The 14778-nt window shown below is 72.0% G+C and carries 13 protein-coding genes and 1 riboswitch; of the genes, 7 read left to right on the forward strand and 6 right to left on the reverse strand.

Features of this window, described 5'->3' with window-relative positions:
• Positions 1–3: 3 nt before the first annotated feature.
• The 6 genes from IPH07_00660 to IPH07_00685 are packed head-to-tail and all read right to left on the reverse strand — an operon-like array spanning position 4 to position 6538.
• Positions 4–783: an ABC transporter ATP-binding protein gene (locus IPH07_00660; protein ID MBK6915886.1), complete on the reverse strand. Its 780-nt coding sequence runs from the start codon at positions 781–783 to the stop codon at positions 4–6.
• On the reverse strand, positions 780–1784 hold the full coding sequence (locus IPH07_00665; GenBank protein ID MBK6915887.1) for an iron ABC transporter permease: 1005 nt from the start codon (positions 1782–1784) through the stop codon (positions 780–782). The genes IPH07_00660 and IPH07_00665 overlap by 4 nt, the downstream gene beginning before the upstream one ends.
• Positions 1781–2632: an ABC transporter substrate-binding protein gene (locus IPH07_00670; GenBank protein MBK6915888.1), complete on the reverse strand. Its 852-nt coding sequence runs from the start codon at positions 2630–2632 to the stop codon at positions 1781–1783. Before IPH07_00670 ends, IPH07_00665 begins: the two co-directional genes overlap by 4 nt.
• A complete protein-coding gene (locus IPH07_00675; protein ID MBK6915889.1) occupies positions 2629–3315 on the reverse strand; it encodes a cell surface protein in 687 nt (228 codons plus the stop codon). The genes IPH07_00670 and IPH07_00675 overlap by 4 nt, the downstream gene beginning before the upstream one ends.
• The gene (locus IPH07_00680; GenBank protein MBK6915890.1) at positions 3312–4511 is read right to left on the reverse strand and encodes a hypothetical protein; all 1200 of its coding nucleotides are present in this window, start codon (positions 4509–4511) and stop codon (positions 3312–3314) included. The genes IPH07_00675 and IPH07_00680 overlap by 4 nt, the downstream gene beginning before the upstream one ends.
• Positions 4508–6538 carry a TonB-dependent receptor gene (locus IPH07_00685; protein MBK6915891.1) on the reverse strand — a complete coding sequence of 677 codons (2031 nt, stop codon included), beginning with the start codon at positions 6536–6538 and terminating at the stop codon, positions 4508–4510. Before IPH07_00685 ends, IPH07_00680 begins: the two co-directional genes overlap by 4 nt.
• A gap of 159 nt (positions 6539–6697) precedes the next feature.
• Positions 6698–6879: riboswitch (cobalamin riboswitch) on the reverse strand.
• A gap of 330 nt (positions 6880–7209) precedes the next feature.
• Between IPH07_00685 and IPH07_00690 the strand changes: the two genes are divergently transcribed.
• From IPH07_00690 to hprK, 7 genes are all read left to right on the forward strand, one after another.
• Positions 7210–7641, forward strand: a complete 432-nt coding sequence (locus IPH07_00690) for a TerB family tellurite resistance protein (protein MBK6915892.1) — start codon at positions 7210–7212, stop codon at positions 7639–7641.
• A 199-nt stretch (positions 7642–7840) separates the two neighbouring features.
• Positions 7841–8407, forward strand: coding sequence for a DNA-directed RNA polymerase subunit omega (locus tag IPH07_00695; protein ID MBK6915893.1), 567 nt, complete (start codon positions 7841–7843; stop codon positions 8405–8407).
• The gene (locus IPH07_00700; protein MBK6915894.1) at positions 8407–8748 is read left to right on the forward strand and encodes a hypothetical protein; all 342 of its coding nucleotides are present in this window, start codon (positions 8407–8409) and stop codon (positions 8746–8748) included. The genes IPH07_00695 and IPH07_00700 overlap by 1 nt, the downstream gene beginning before the upstream one ends.
• Positions 8669–10252 (forward strand): acetyl-CoA carboxylase biotin carboxylase subunit, encoded by a 1584-nt coding sequence (locus IPH07_00705; GenBank protein MBK6915895.1) that lies wholly within the window; start codon positions 8669–8671, stop codon positions 10250–10252. Before IPH07_00700 ends, IPH07_00705 begins: the two co-directional genes overlap by 80 nt.
• Before the next feature lie 79 nt (positions 10253–10331).
• Positions 10332–11963 (forward strand): CTP synthase, encoded by a 1632-nt coding sequence (locus tag IPH07_00710; protein MBK6915896.1) that lies wholly within the window; start codon positions 10332–10334, stop codon positions 11961–11963.
• A gap of 278 nt (positions 11964–12241) precedes the next feature.
• Positions 12242–13723 carry an RNA polymerase factor sigma-54 gene (gene rpoN / locus IPH07_00715; GenBank protein MBK6915897.1) on the forward strand — a complete coding sequence of 494 codons (1482 nt, stop codon included), beginning with the start codon at positions 12242–12244 and terminating at the stop codon, positions 13721–13723.
• A gap of 42 nt (positions 13724–13765) precedes the next feature.
• Positions 13766–14776: an HPr(Ser) kinase/phosphatase gene (gene hprK / locus IPH07_00720; protein ID MBK6915898.1), complete on the forward strand. Its 1011-nt coding sequence runs from the start codon at positions 13766–13768 to the stop codon at positions 14774–14776.
• Positions 14777–14778 lie beyond the last annotated feature (2 nt).

Raw genomic sequence — 14778 nt, forward strand, 5'->3', positions numbered from 1 at the left:
GCCTCAGCGCGTATCGTCGACCTCGAAGATCATCCGCGGGCCGATGCGCACGTGGACGTCGAACGCACGTGCGACATGCTCGACGGTGAGCACGTCGTCGGTGGCGCCCACACGCACGCCGTCGCGCCCGAGGCAAACCACCGTGCGAGCGTGTTGGCGCGCGAGCTCGAGGTCGTGCATGGCCATGACGATCGCGCGTCCCGACGCGACCAGCGGTGCGCACGCGGCGAGCATGCGGGCTGCGGCGCCGATGTCGAGGCCGGTGGTGGGCTCGTCGAGCAGCAGCAGCGGCGCGTCGGTGATCAGCATGCGCGCGAGCATGACCCGCTGTCGCTCGCCGCCGCTCAGGCTCGACCACGCCCGCTCGGCCAGCGCGGCCGCGCCGACCTGAGCCAAGGCCGCATCCGCCAGCTCGCGCTCCCGTGGGCCCGGGCGCGCCAGCCGGCCCAGGTGGGGCAGGCGACCGAGCAACACGAGCTCGCGCACCGGTAGCTCGAGCCACGGCTCGCCGTGTTGCGGGAGATAGGCGATGCGCCGCGCGCGGGCTCGCGGCGCCATCGCGGTGAGGGCTTGGTCGTCGAGCGCGATCCGACCTTCGTCGGGCGCCCGCAATCCTGCGAGCGCGCGCAGCAGGGTCGACTTGCCGGCGCCGCTCGGGCCCACGACGGCGACCCAGTCGCCCGCGCGCACGTCGAGCTCGAGCCCGCGGATCAACCATCGCCGAGCGGTGTCGCGCCCGACCTCGAGCCCAACGCTGCGCACCGTGAGATGGAGCGCGCTCACGCAGCTCTCCGCGCGCCGGTCCGCAGCAGGATCCACAGGAACGCCGGCGCGCCGAGCAGGCTCGTGACCACGCCCGGCGGCAGCGGCAGATCGGCGGCGCGGCCCAGCGTGTCGATGATCATCAACAACAGCGCGCCGACGAGCGCCGAGCCGACCACGAGCCCGTGATGGCCGCTACCCAGCCACCGCCGCACCACGTGGGGCACGACCAGGCCGACGAAGCCGATCACGCCGCACATCGCGGTTGCGGTGCCGATCAGGATTGCGACCGCCGCGATGGCGCCGCGGCGCAGCGTCGCCAGCTCGACGCCGAGCGAGGCGGCGATCTCGTCGCCGAGCAGGAGGCCGTCGAGATCGCGGGCCATCGCGACTGCCAGCGCCACACCGGCGACGATCGGGATCACGGCCGCGCCGAGGTGTCCCCAGCTGCGGCCCTCGAACGAACCCATCAACCAGCGGATCACGCGGACGCCGAGCTCGGGGCGATCGCCGGCCAGCGCCAGCACGCTCGAGGTCGCAGCGCCGCACGCCGCCGCGATCGCGACCCCGGCGAGCAGCAGCGTGGTGCCGTCGTGGCCCCGCGATGCGAGCCACCAGAGGATGCCCAGGGTCGCCGCCGCGCCGGTCGCTGCCAGCACCGGCGTGACCCAGAGGCCGGCGCGGTCGAGCCCGAGGAAGAGTCCGATCACGGCGACCAGCGCGGCGCCGAGCGAGACCCCGAGCACGCTGGGATCGGCCAGCGGGTTGCGGAACAGGCCCTGCGTCAGCGCGCCGGCGCTCGCCAGTGCCGCGCCGACCAGCGCCACCAGCAACACCCGCGGCAGCCGCAGGGTCCACACCAACGCGAGGTCGACGTCGCGTGGGTCGTGGGGCCCGAACAGACCGCGGCCGAGTGCCGCCGCGGCCCGCCACGGATCCAGCGCACCCGGGCCGACGACGAGCGCGACCACCACGACCGCGACGATCGCCAGCAGCAGCGCCGCGAGTCGCGTCGAGCTCATGGCACCCCGCGCGCGGGCCCCAGGCGCTCGATGACGTCGAGCATGCCGGCGCCGGTGCTGAAGAGCAGTGGTGCCTCGATCGCGACCACGTGCCCGGCGCGCGCCGCCGCGGTGCTGGCGATTCCGGGACGCGCGGCGAAGCTGCGCGCGGTCTCGGCACAGTCGCGTTCGCAGGGAACCACGAGGTACTCGGGGTCCCACGCCAGCAGGCGTTCGAGCGCGACGGTCGCGTGGCCGACCACACCTTGCTCGCCGGCGAGATCGCGGAAGCCCGCCGCGGCCAGCTCGTCGGCGAAGATGGTGCCGCGGCCGGCGACGACACCCTCCTGCCAGCTGACGACGCCCGGTGATGGCCCGCCCGCGAAGCGCTCGCGCAGCGAGGCCAGGCGCGTGTCGAAGGCGGCCACACGCGCGCGCCCCTCGGCCTCGGCGTGCACGGCCGCCGCGAGCTCCGTGACGTGGCGGCGGTAGTCGTCGAAGCCGTTCCAGCCGGTGAGCTCGACGGTGGCGATGCCGAGGTCGGCGAGCTGCGCTCGGGTCTCGGGCGCCGTGAACTCGGCGGTCAGGACCAAATCGGGCGAGAGCGCGACGATGGCCTCGACCCCGGCGACGCGTGGCACGGTGTCGGGCCAGCGCGCTGAGACGCCGCTGTAGCGACCATCGTCGGCGAGGCTCGACACGCCCACGACCCGCGCGCGCACGTCGTCGCCCAGCTGCAACAGCTCCTCGTCGGCGAACACCACCTGCGACACGATCCGTCGCGCGCCGGCGTCGGATCGCTGCGGCGCGGGGCCGCATGCGAGCGCGAGCGCGAGCCCGGCGAGCGCACGTCGAGCCCCGCGCGTCATCGCGGCACCACGGCGACGGCGTCGAGATCGAAGCCAGCGGCCGAGCCGCCGCACCAGCTGTCGTCGCCGTAGTACTCGCGCGTGCGATCGACCAGCCGCACGTAGCGGGCGCGCGCCAGCCCCAGCGCGGCGAGATCGAAGGCGTCACCCCCGGCCCGCGCGGGGTCGACGGCGGCTGCGGCCGAGCGCGCCTCGGTCGGCGTCACGCCGGCGCAGCCGTCGGCGTCGTCGCCCGGCGATGCTGCGCACTCGAACGCGTACCAGCGCTCGCCGTCGTCGCTCACCAGCACCGCAGCCGGCTCGGCGAAGCTACCCTGGGCGGTCGCGAAGGCGTTCTCGAAGACGATGAAGTCGTCGCCGCCGTGATCGACGATCGCGTCGCCCGCGAAGCCCAGGGTGATGCGACCGCCGCAGCCGAGCGAGGCCACGTCCATGCCGCCGTCGCCGTCGCCGTCGGCCCTCGGCGGACCGAGCACGATCGCCGGCATGGCGTCGTGGCCGAAGCTGGCGGGCGCGGAAGGCTCGAAGGTGTCGATGCAGTCGACGAACGCATCGCCGCGATCCTCGACGCACGCAGCGCGCACGGGCGGCTCGCCGGGCACCGGCTGCGGCGGCTCGGCGGCGGCCGGATCACAGGCCGCGAGGGCCGACGAACACGCGACGAGGATCGAGCGCAGCTTCATGGGATCGCCACCATGCTGTAGGGCGGCAGGCCGGTCGAGAGCGGGCCGGGGGCGGCCGCGGGTGGATCGACGGTGACGTCGAACTGCCACAGGCCGGGTGCGGCGCGACGCGTGCTGCCATACCACAGGACGTCGTCGACGAGCTCGAGCGTGCGCTCGACCGAGTCGAAGCCGTCGGCGAACGCCTCCGGCTCGGCGGGTTCGTGGTCGTCGAGCCCGACTCGCCACAGGCGTACCTGGGCGAAGTCGTCGTCGTACGCGGCGACGAAGGCGGTCTCGCCGCCGTCGTCGACGTCGAAGGCCTGTAGCGCTCGCCCGCCGCCGAGGCCCACCGCGGCGAAGCGCGCGGGCGTCACTGACCACGCGCGCGTGCCGGCGCCGAGGTCGATGCGCTCGATGCCGGTCGACAGCGCCAGCACCGTGTGGCCGGCTTGGTCCTGCGGGTCACGCCGCAGCTGTCGCAGCCACGCGCCCTCGCTGCGGATGCCCTGCGCGCCGTCGCGGCTGGCATCGAGATCGAGCACCGTGCGCGCCGCGAGATCGACCGCGACCAGCTCGTCGGGGCCGACGCGACCGTACGAGGCGTCGAGCCGTTGCACCGCGACCCAGGCCACGTCACCGCACGCGACCGCGAGGCCGGCGTCGGGGTTGTCGTCGTCGCTGGGGATCGCGCGCAGGTCGATCGACTCGTGCTCGTCGTCGTCGCCCGCCGTGACCACGCGGGCGAGCGCCGGCACGTCGAGCTGGGTCGCCCATGCACTGCCGTCGGGCGCGAACACCAGCGCCTGCGGGTTGGGCGACGCGCTGCACGACGGCGGCAGCGGGTGCTCGGCGACGAGCCCCCAGTCGCGTGATGGATCGAGCACTTCGACGCGGTCGTACTGGTAGCGGTCGAGCAGCCACGCGTGGCCGTCGTGCCATGATGGGATCGAGTCGGTGGTCGCGAGCGCGACGTCGCGAGCGACCGTGCCCGTGGCGAGGTCGACCACGCTGACCGCTCCCGTCGCGAAGTCGGTGGTGGTGAGCAGCAGCCGCGTCGGCGCAGCGACCTCGACGTCGCATGGCGCCTCCAGCCGCGGCATCGCGAGGCTGGCGTTCGGCGGCGATCCCCCGTCGCAGGCATCGTCGGGGAGCGGTGCGCAGGCGGTGAGGACCAGCGCGACGGCGAGCGGACTCGGTCGGTGCGACGCGATCATGCGGGGCTCCTGCGACGTCGGGTCAGCGGATGGGGGAGATCGATCCGCAGCGTGGCCCACACGCTGCGGCCGGGCAGGGGGTAGCCGATGAAGTCGGCGATCGCGACCGGCTGTGGCCGCCGATCGCCGACCGGTACCACCACGGTCTGCGTGCGCGCGTCGAGCAGGTTGCGCAGCTCCACGCCGATCGTCACGCGTCGATCGATCTGCAGCCGCACGCCGAGGGACTGCAGCGCCCGCGGGGGCAGCACGTACCGCCCGCTGGGGTCGAGCTGGGTCTTGGCGACGAGCTCGACGGTGTAGTCGAACCGCGGCGCGAGCTCGACGCCGCGCGGCGAGAAGCGCCAGCCGAATCCGCTGCGTGCGAACAGATCGTGGCGGGGCCGGCCCGGCAACGCCCGGCCGTCGCGACCGGGTGCGCCGCTGCGATCCTCGCTGTCGAGCAGCGTGTAGTTGATCGCCACGCTCCAGTGCTCACCCGGTGACTGCCAGGCCAGCGAGCTCTCGAGGCCGCGCACCCGCGCGCCAGCGAGGTTCTCCGGGCGCGCGATGGTGCCGGCCGCGATCCACTGGATGAGGTCGCGGGTGCGGGTCCAGAAGCCGGCGACGTGGCCCTGCACCGCGCCGGCGTCCCCCTCGTGCTCGAGCGTGACGCCACCGTCGACGACCCAGCCGCGCTCGGGTGCGAGGCCCTCGTTGCCGACGAAGAAGCCGCGGTCACCGAACAGCTCGACCAGCGACGGCGCACGGAAGTAGCGCCCGGCGCTGCCGCGCAGCGCCAGCCATCGCCACGGCGACAGCCGCACGCCGACCCGGGGTGAGGCCGCCGCGGTGGCGCCGTTGCGGCCGGCGTCGTCCTGCTCGCCCTGGCCGCGTCGCACCGCGAACGCGCTCGCGATGGCGTCGACACGCAGGGCCGGGACCACCTGCAGGCGATCGCCCCACGCGAACTGCTCGAGCTCCACGCCGGCGCCGACTGCTGCGCGTCGGCGGGTCGCGTCGCCGGTCGGAGAGCCATCGGGCCGCTCGACGCGCTGATCGATTGCGATGGCCTCGATGCGCGCATCGGTCATCAGCGTGACGTAGGCGTCGCGCCACAGCGGCAGGCGCAGTCGCGGCGAGAGGTAGAGATCGAGCGCGACGCTGCGTTGATCGTCACGTCCGACGCCGAGTTCGGCGAGCGGATCGCGGAAGCGGCGGGCCTCGAGCCCGAGGCCCAGCAGCCACTCGAGACGCGCGCCCGGGCGGCCGATGCCGTCGTGTCGCGCGCGCACGGTGGTGCGTGACCACAGCTGATCGTTGGCGGCCGCGCGGGCCTGCGCGCTCCCGGGCCCTGGCACACCGCCTCGCTTCGCCACGACCAGCTGGTGCGTCGCGATGCGCCACGCGCCGGCGCGCGCCAGCAGGCGTAGCTGTGCGAGCACACGATCGTAGGCGTTGCCGGTGCGTCGCGTGATGCCGTCGTCGCTGCTGGCCCGCGTGCCGCGATCATCATAGAAGCCGAAGGCGCCGGTGCTGCCGCCATAGGCGGCCCGCACCGCCCAGTGCGTGCGCCCGGTGCGGGCGCGAAGCTCGGTCGCGAGCTGGCGGGTCCACCACGAGCCCAGCCCGGCCTCGATGCGCGCGTGGCCATCATCGTCGTGGTCGCGCGCGTCCGGGGTGCTCACGAGATCGATTGCGCCGCCGATCGCCGCGGCGCCGAAGGCGATCGGCACGTGGCCGCGGTGCACCTCGATGCGCGACAACCCGTCGACCGGCAGATCTGCGAGGTCGACCAGGCCGGCCATGCTGCTGCCGATCGGCACCCCGTCGAGGAACATCGCCACCTGCGCGGGCGCACTGCCGCGGATCGACACCGACGCGAACTGGCCCAGGCCGCCCAGCGATCGCACGTGGGTCGCCGGCGCCGCCGACAGCAGCTCGGCCAGACCATCGCGGTGGCTGCCGCCCGCGGCATCATCGGTCGCGATGACGGTGACGAAGCCCGGCTGCCGCGGCGCGCTGCGACGCGACGGCTTGGCACGCACGACGGTGCGAAAGCGCGGCTCGTCCGCCGCGGCATGCGGCGGAGAAGGAGGTGCCGCGGCGCACCAGAGTGCAGCCGACAACACCGAGGTGGTGCTGGTCGCGAGCAAAGGGCGAGAAACTCCCGTCTCACCGGGTCGAACGCTCGGACTGACCGCCGCAGGTTTCCTGGCTATTGACGGGTCTACCTCGGGCAGCGCCTTCCCAGGCGCTCGCGCGAGCGTTCGCCCAGTGGCCGCGCCCGCGGACCCACGTCGAACTCGACGTGGGGATCACGGGCGTTGCTGCCGTCGTCGCCGTTCACAGTGGCGGGAGCCGCATCGGATTCGCACCGATTTCCCTTGGCTTCGGACGGTCAGGTCGGAACTTGTCAGAGAACGTCGGGCCGCGAGTTCGCTGCGCCCCTTGGTGTCGGTCGCCTCGAGGGCAGCGGCCCTGCGGTGACCTGCAATTGGATCGTCGGGCGAGCCGCGTCTGTCAAGCACGCCCATCGCTCGCGAGCTCGTGTCCGCCAGCCGCACCGCCGAGCGTCCCACCGACGACGCCGCCGACCGATGATGGCGACCGATGATGGCGACCGACGATGGCGACGGGCGATGGCGACCGGCGATGGCAAAGTTGCAGGTTGTGATCTTCGCCCGCGATCGGATACCCTGCGAGAACGGAGCGGACCATGCTCGACTTCCCCATCGGCGAACTCATCACACCCGAGGAGCAGGTCGCGGTCGCGCGCGCGGTCGCCATCATGGCGTCGCGCGACGACCAGGTCTCCGACAGCGAGCGGCACTTCGTCGAAGAGCTCATGGGGCAGATGATGCTGCTGCCCGAAGAGCGCGACCTCGTGCGCAAGGAGTTCAGCGCGCCTTCGGACCTCCTGCGCGTCGCCCGGGCGGTGCAGCACCGCGAGGCCCGCATCTTCCTCTTCTACCAGGCGGTGTGCGCCGCCATGGCCGACAACAAGCTGGTCGACGGCGAGGTCGACGCGTTGCTGCAGCTGGCCGACGCGTTCCAGTTCGAGCCCGAGGTCGCCAAGCGCTTCGTGCGTTGGGTGCAGGACAGCCTCGAGCTGCGCGAGCGCGGGCAGCAGATCCTCGTCGAGATGTGAGCCGTCGGCGGCGCCGCGCCAGCAGCCGGCCGATCCCGGCGTAGCGCCGGCTCCCCGCTGGCTCCCCCTCGATCGGCCCCGGACCCACGACGCCCCGCCACGGCCGAACGCGACCTGGCTGCGCCGCCCACGGCCCCGCCGACGCGGTCGGCCATCGGCGCTTGCACCCCCGTGCGGTGCTCGACATACTTCGCCGCCCATGGCCCGCGTCACCGTCGAGGATTGCCTTGCTCGCGTCCCCAATCGCTTCGCGCTCACGATCCTCGCCTCGCGGCGAGCCCGTGCGCTGAGTGAGGGGCGGGGTCGTGCGTTGATCGAGTGCGACAACAAGGAAGGCGTGACCGCGCTGCGCGAGGTGAGTGCGAACTCGGTCCGCTTCCGCGAGGACGTCGACTCGGCGCTGCTCGACTTCATCGAGGAGCAGCGTCGCCAGCTCCGCGTGACCGCCGGCGAGCACACCTTCCTCGAGGCCGCGTCGCTGCGCGCGCTCGAAGAGGACGAGGGCGAGGCCGACGACGACGAGGCCGAGGTCGACGAGCTGCAGGCCGACCCCGAGGCGCTGAACAAGCAGGCCGCGAGCTCCGAGGACGACGACACCACCGAGGCCGACGCCGACGGCGACGCCGACTTCGAAGAGGAAGGCACCTTCGGCGAAGACGATCTGCCGGACGACGCGGCCGAGATCGACGCGCCCGGCATCGGTGACGACGACGCCGCCGGTGGCGACGCCGACGAGACCGCGGCCGCCGAAGACGAGGACGACTGATGCGTCCGGCCGCGCGGGCCCTGGCGAGCGCGGCCTGTTGGATGCTGGCGGGCTGCGGCGACCGTTCACCGCCGGCCCTGTGGCCTGAGCCGCCGCCGCCGACGCTGGCGCGTCCGATCGGCGTCGAGCAGGACGCCGCAGCGGTGGTCACCGGGGCCGCCGACGTGGCACCGCCGTCGACCCCGGCGCACGAGCCCGGCGAGGCCGCGTCGAGCACCGAGGCCGACGGTCCGAGCGCGGCCCCCGACGCGCTGCCGCGGGATGCGGCCCGCGACGGCCGTGGTACAACCGCGCCGCATCGTGCCGAGCCTGCGAAAGGTCCTGGTCGCCAACCGCGGTGAGATTGCCAGGCGGGTGTTTCGCACCTGCCGTGAGCATGGCATCGCGACGGTCGCGGTCTACAGCGACGCCGACATCGACGCCCTCCACGCGCTCGAGGCCGACGAGGCGATCGCCATCGGACCCGCGCCCGCGCGGGAGAGCTACCTGCGGGTCGAGGCGATCATCGACGCTGCCCGGCGCAGCGGTGCCGACGGCATCCACCCGGGCTACGGGTTCCTCTCGGAGCGTCCAGCGCTCGCGTCCGCCTGCGATGCCGCCGGCATCGCGTTCATCGGTCCGCCCGCGGCCGCGATGGACGTGATGGGCGACAAGGTCCGCGCGCGCAAGGCCATGGCCGCCGCGCGGGTGCCGGTGGTGCCCGGTGTCGACGACGTCGTCGATGCCGACCACGCGGATGCGGTCGCGGCCGAGATCGGCTTCCCCGTCATGATCAAGGCCAGCGCCGGCGGCGGCGGCAAGGGCATGCGCGTGGTGACCGAGCGGGGCGCCGTCGGGGCCGCGTTCGCAGCGGCGCAGCGCGAGGCCGAGGCCTCGTTCGGCGATGGTCGCGTGTTCATCGAGCGCGCGGTGCTGACCGCCCGCCACGTCGAGATCCAGCTGATGGCCGACGCGTTCGGCAACTGCGTCTGGCTCGGCGAGCGCGACTGCTCGGTGCAGCGTCGCCACCAGAAGGTGATCGAGGAATCGCCTTCACCCAGCCTGCAGATGAACGACGAGGTGCGCGCGCGCATGGGCGAGGTCGCGGTGCGGGCTGCACTCGCGGTCGGCTATCGCAGCGCCGGCACCGTCGAGTTCCTGTTCGAGGAGACCGCCGACGGCCCGCGCTTCTACTTCCTCGAGATGAACACCCGCCTGCAGGTGGAACACCCGGTGACCGAGCTGTGCTGCGGTCGCGATCTCGTGTGGGATCAGCTGCGGGTGGCGGCCGGCGAGCCGCTCGGCTACGGCCAGGCCGACGTCGTGCGACGCGGTCACGCGGTGGAGTGCCGCATCTACGCCGAGGATCCGGTGACATTCCTGCCGCGGCCCGGTCGCGTGACGACGCTGCGCTGGCCCGAGGGCGGCCAGGTGCGGGTCGACGCTGCGGTCGCCGAGGGCAGCGAGGTGTCGCGGCACTACGACCCGATGATCGCCAAGCTCGCGACCTGGGGTCGCGATCGCGACGAGGCGATCGCGCGCATGCGTCGGGCGCTGCGCGAGACGGTGGTGCTCGGCGTCGAGACCAACCTCGCGCTGCACCGGCGGATCCTCGACGAGCCCGACTTTGCGCGGGGGACTTCGGTCACGACCCGCTACATCGCGGAGCATCCCCACGTGACCGAGCCCACGGCCGCGCTGTCGGAGCGGGCGAGTGCGCACGTCGCCGCCGCAGCCGCGGTGGCCGTGCAACGGCGCGCCGGCACGCGCGGCCCCGCCGCAGGCGGTGGCGCCACCGGTGGCGGCGCAGACAATGCCGACGCCGACGCACTCGCGTGGCGTCACGCCGCACGTTGGCGGCGCTGACATCCGTGATAACGTGCACGCCCGGGAGTCGGGCTCGCCGCTTTCGCGGTTGCACCCGACGTGGCAAAGGTGCAGCGCGATGCGACCCGGGCGATCCAAGCGAACCAAGTTCATCTTCGTCACCGGCGGCGTCGCGTCGTCGCTCGGCAAGGGCCTGACCGCCGCGAGCATGGGCGCGTTGCTCGAGGCACGCGGGCTCACCGTTGGCCTGCAGAAGCTCGACCCGTACCTCAACGTCGACCCCGGCACGATGAACCCCACCCAGCACGGTGAGGTGTTCGTCACCGACGATGGCGCCGAGACGGATCTCGACCTCGGACACTACGAGCGCTTTGTGTCGCATCGCATGACGCGGCACAGCAACTACACCTCGGGGCAGATCTACGAGTCCGTCATCCGCAAGGAGCGGCGCGGCGACTACCTCGGGCAGACGGTGCAGGTCATCCCGCACGTCACCAACGAGATCAAAGAGGCCATCACCGCGGCGTCCGACGGCGTCGACGTGCTGATCGTCGAGATCGGCGGCACCGTCGGCGACATCGAGAGTCTGCCGTTCCTCGAGGCGATTCGACAGCTGCGGCTCGAGGTCGGCCGCGAGAACGCGGTGTTCGTGCACCTGACGCTGCTGCCCTACATCGCCACCGCCGGCGAGCTGAAGACCAAGCCGACCCAGCACTCGGTCATGAAGATGCGGGAGATCGGCATCCAGCCCGATCTGCTGGTGTGCCGCAGCGACCAGCGCATCGATCGCTCGACCCGCGACAAGATCGCGATGTTCACCAACGTGCAGATGGACTGCGTGATCCCACTGGAGGACAAGCCGACCATCTACGAGGTGCCGCTGGCGCTGCACGAGGCCGGGCTCGACGACAAGCTGTGCGACCTACTCAACATCTGGAGCCGCGATCCCCAGCTCGGCGAGTGGCAGCGCATCGTGGAGTCGATCCGCGCACCCAAGCAGCGCGTGAAGATCGCGATGGTCGGCAAGTACGTCGACCTCGCCGAGTCGTACAAGAGCCTCTCCGAGGCGCTCGTGCACGGTGGTATCGCGCACGCCGCCGCGGTCGACATCACCTACGTCGATGCCGAGGAGATCGTGGTGCGTGGCGCCGCCAAGCTGCTGCGGGGCATGGCCGGCGTGTTGGTGCCCGGTGGTTTCGGACAGCGGGGCAGCGAGGGCAAGATCGAGGCGATTCGCTATGCCCGCGAGAACAAGATCCCGTTCCTGGGCATCTGCCTCGGCATGCAGATGGCGGTCATCGAGTACGCGCGCGACGTCGCCGGGATCACCGGCGCACAGAGCCGCGAGTTCGCGCCCACCGGCTCCGACTGCGTCATCGATCTGATGAGCGATCAGGCCGAGGTGATCGACAAGGGCGGGACCATGCGGCTGGGCGCCTACGAGTGTCAGCTGGTGCCCGGTACGTTGTCGGCGAAGATCTACGGCGCGCCGCTGATCTCGGAGCGCCATCGTCACCGCTACGAGGTCAACAACGACTACCGCGCGAAGCTCGAGGGCGCCGGCCTGGTGCTGTCGGGGCTGTCGCCCGACGCGCGGCTGGTCGAGATGGTCGAGCTGCCGACCAGCGCGCACCCGTTCTTCGTGGGCTGCCAGTTCCACCCGGAGTTCCGCAGCCGCCCGACGGCGCCGCACCCGTTGTTCGCGGCGTACATCGCCGCGGTCACGGACTACGCGCGCGCACAGATGTAGCGCGCGCGCCGAGGGCCGCCGCGCACCGACGAGCGCGCGCCCCCGCGGCGACCCCAGAGCGTCGCGCGCTCGGCCGCCCACCCGCGGGCGGCCCGGCGCGCCGACGCGAGCGCCCCAATCGCGCTGCGGGGCCCGCCGCGACTTGCAATCGTCGGGCCGCCATCGCACGCCGACAGTGCTATCCTGCCGGTCGCGGTCACGCCGCCGTCCGACGTCCGTCGGCCTGGCGAACGAGCCCACCCTTGCCGCGGATGCCTCGACGGAGTTCCTGATCGCTCATGGCCCTCAACATGCGCCAAGAGCTGCGGATGAGCCAGCAGCTGGTGATGACGCCGCAGCTGCAGCAGGCCATCAAGCTGCTCCAACTCTCGCGCATCGAGCTGCAGGACCTCGTGCGCGGGGAGCTGCTCGAGAACCCGCTGCTCGACGAACACGCCGAGTTGGGCTCGACGGTCGACGAGCCGGTGTCGTCGGTCGAGATGCAGGACGGTCTCGACACCCAACGTGACGACGCCGGCGATCGCAGCGCCACCCGCGAGCGCGCCGAGGAGCTCAAGGTCGACGATGGTCCCAAGGACAACTTCGACTGGGAGGCCTACCTCGAGAACTACAGCTACGCGCCGGCGACCGGCTCGGGCGTGCGGGTCGAGAACGACGAGATGCCGTCGCTCGAGGCCACCGCGTCGCGGCCCGAGACCCTGGCCGAGCACCTGATGTGGCAGATCCGGCTGTCGAACTTCACGCCGGTCGAAGAGGACATCGCCGAGTGGATCGTGCGCTCGCTGTCGCCGGCGGGCTACATGCGCGACCAGACGGTGCCGCAGATCTCGAAGCGCTCGGGCTACTCCTGCCTGCGCATCGAGGAGGTGCTGCGGCGGATCCAGAACCTCGATCCGGTGTCGATCGCCGCGCGCAACCTCTCGGAGGCGCTGTGGGTGCAGGTCAACCACCCCGACGATCCCATCGAGGATCCGTTGGTGCGAGCGATCATCTCCAAGCACCTGGGCAACCTCGAGAAGCGCGCCTACCCGGCGATCGCCCGCGACACGGGCGAGAACATCGAAGAGGTCTACGAGGCCGCCAAGATCGTGCTCGGCCTCGAGCCGCGCCCCGCGCGGGCCTACGCGTCGGAGGAGCCGCAGTACATCGTGCCCGACGTGTACATCGCCAAGATCGGCGAGGAGTACATCGTCACGCTCAACGACGACGGCCTGCCCAAGCTCAAGATCAGCGGCTTCTACCGCGGCGCCATGGGCCAGAGCCGCGAGGCCAAGGAGTACATCACCGAGCGGCTGCGCTCGGCGCAGTGGCTGATCCGTTCGATCCAGCAGCGGCAGCGCACCATCCTCAAGGTCACCAAGAGCATCCTCAAGTTCCAGCGCGAGTTCTTCGATCGCGGGGTCGAACACCTGCGGCCGCTCATCCTCAAGGACGTCGCCGAGGACATCCAGATGCACGAGTCGACGGTCAGCCGCGTGACCACCAACAAGTACGTGCACACGCCGCAGGGCATCTTCGAGCTCAAGTACTTCTTCAACGCCGGCATCAGCCGTAGCAACGGCGACGACCTCGCGTCCGAGGCGGTCAAGACCAAGATCAAGGTGCTCATCGACGACGAAGACACCTCCCACCCGTACAGCGATCAACGCCTGGTCGAGCTGCTCAAGGCCGACGGCATCGACATCGCGCGGCGCACGGTCGCGAAGTACCGCGAGCAGCTGGGCCTGTTGTCGAGCAGCAAGCGGCGGCGGCTCTTCTAGCGCCGCGGCGTCCGAACCCTCGCGAAGAAAGCCGAGTCCACGATGCGCCGCGAGGCCTGGGTCGAAGTTCGCCAGCTGCTGTCCGAGGGCACCGCCGGTCTACAGCTGCAGCTGCTCTCGAACTGGGGTGGCCTCGAGCGACGCATCGCGCGGCCGCGCATCCAGAAGCCGGGGCTCGCGCTGGCCGGCTTCACCAAGCACGTGTACCCCGATCGCGTGCAGGTGCTGGGGCTGACCGAGATCGACTATCTGCTCAGCCTCGAGCCCGGCATGGTCGCGCAGGCGCTGCGCCTGTACCTCGCCCGCGATCCCTGCGTGCTGGTCGTGACGCGCGGGCTCGAGCCGCCCGACGCGCTCGTCGACGCTGCGCGTGATGCCGGCGTGCCGCTGCTGGGCTCGCCATTGATGAGCTCGACCTTCATCTCGCGCATCACCCGACGGCTCGAGGAGCTGCTCGCGCCGACCGCCAGCATCCACGGCGTGCTGGTCGATGTGCTCGGCGTCGGCGTGCTGCTCATCGGCCGCAGCGGCGTGGGCAAGAGCGAGGCCGCGCTCGACCTCGTGCTCAAGGGGCACCGCCTGGTCGCCGACGACGTCGTCGAGGTCACGGTGCGCCCGCCCGACACCGTGTGGGGGGCCGCCAACGATCTCCATCAGCACCACATGGAGATCCGCGGCATGGGCATCCTCAACATCACGCACCTGTTCGGCGTGGCGGCCGTGCGCGACAACAAGAAGATCGAGGTGGTCGTCGAGCTGTCCGAGGTCGACGAGGGCGACTTCGACCGCCTCGGTACCGAGGGCCAGGTCTGGCCGATCCTCGGCGTCGACGTGCCGCTGGTGCGCATGCCGCTGCGACCGGGTCGCAACATCGCCTCGCTCATCGAGGTCGTCGCGCGCAACCAGCTGCTCAAGTACCGCGGGCACGACAGCGCGCGGGAGTTCCAGGACAAGATCAACGCCCGCTTGGCCGCCGCCGGCGGCGGTGACTGGAGCCCCGAGCCGCTGCCGGCCGGCTCGTCGGGCATCATCCCGATGACGGAGGTCGAGTGACC

Source organism: Deltaproteobacteria bacterium, from assembly GCA_016709225.1.
Classification (GTDB): domain Bacteria; phylum Myxococcota_A; class Polyangia; order Nannocystales; family Nannocystaceae; genus Xiheibacterium; species Xiheibacterium phototrophicum.

What these genes read in the sequence shown, in the direction of transcription:
- rpoN (MBK6915897.1), top strand. Translation starts at nt 12,242, where the DNA reads ATGGCCCTCAACATGCGCCAAGAGCTGCGGATGAGCCAGCAGCTGGTG.
- IPH07_00675 (MBK6915889.1), bottom strand. Translation starts at nt 3,315, where the DNA reads ATGAAGCTGCGCTCGATCCTCGTCGCGTGTTCGTCGGCCCTCGCGGCC.
- IPH07_00690 (MBK6915892.1), top strand. Translation starts at nt 7,210, where the DNA reads ATGCTCGACTTCCCCATCGGCGAACTCATCACACCCGAGGAGCAGGTC.
- IPH07_00710 (MBK6915896.1), top strand. Translation starts at nt 10,332, where the DNA reads ATGCGACCCGGGCGATCCAAGCGAACCAAGTTCATCTTCGTCACCGGC.
- IPH07_00670 (MBK6915888.1), bottom strand. Translation starts at nt 2,632, where the DNA reads ATGACGCGCGGGGCTCGACGTGCGCTCGCCGGGCTCGCGCTCGCGCTC.
- IPH07_00700 (MBK6915894.1), top strand. Translation starts at nt 8,407, where the DNA reads ATGCGTCCGGCCGCGCGGGCCCTGGCGAGCGCGGCCTGTTGGATGCTG.
- IPH07_00705 (MBK6915895.1), top strand. Translation starts at nt 8,669, where the DNA reads ATGCGGCCCGCGACGGCCGTGGTACAACCGCGCCGCATCGTGCCGAGC.
- IPH07_00695 (MBK6915893.1), top strand. Translation starts at nt 7,841, where the DNA reads ATGGCCCGCGTCACCGTCGAGGATTGCCTTGCTCGCGTCCCCAATCGC.
- hprK (MBK6915898.1), top strand. Translation starts at nt 13,766, where the DNA reads ATGCGCCGCGAGGCCTGGGTCGAAGTTCGCCAGCTGCTGTCCGAGGGC.
- IPH07_00665 (MBK6915887.1), bottom strand. Translation starts at nt 1,784, where the DNA reads ATGAGCTCGACGCGACTCGCGGCGCTGCTGCTGGCGATCGTCGCGGTC.
- IPH07_00680 (MBK6915890.1), bottom strand. Translation starts at nt 4,511, where the DNA reads ATGATCGCGTCGCACCGACCGAGTCCGCTCGCCGTCGCGCTGGTCCTC.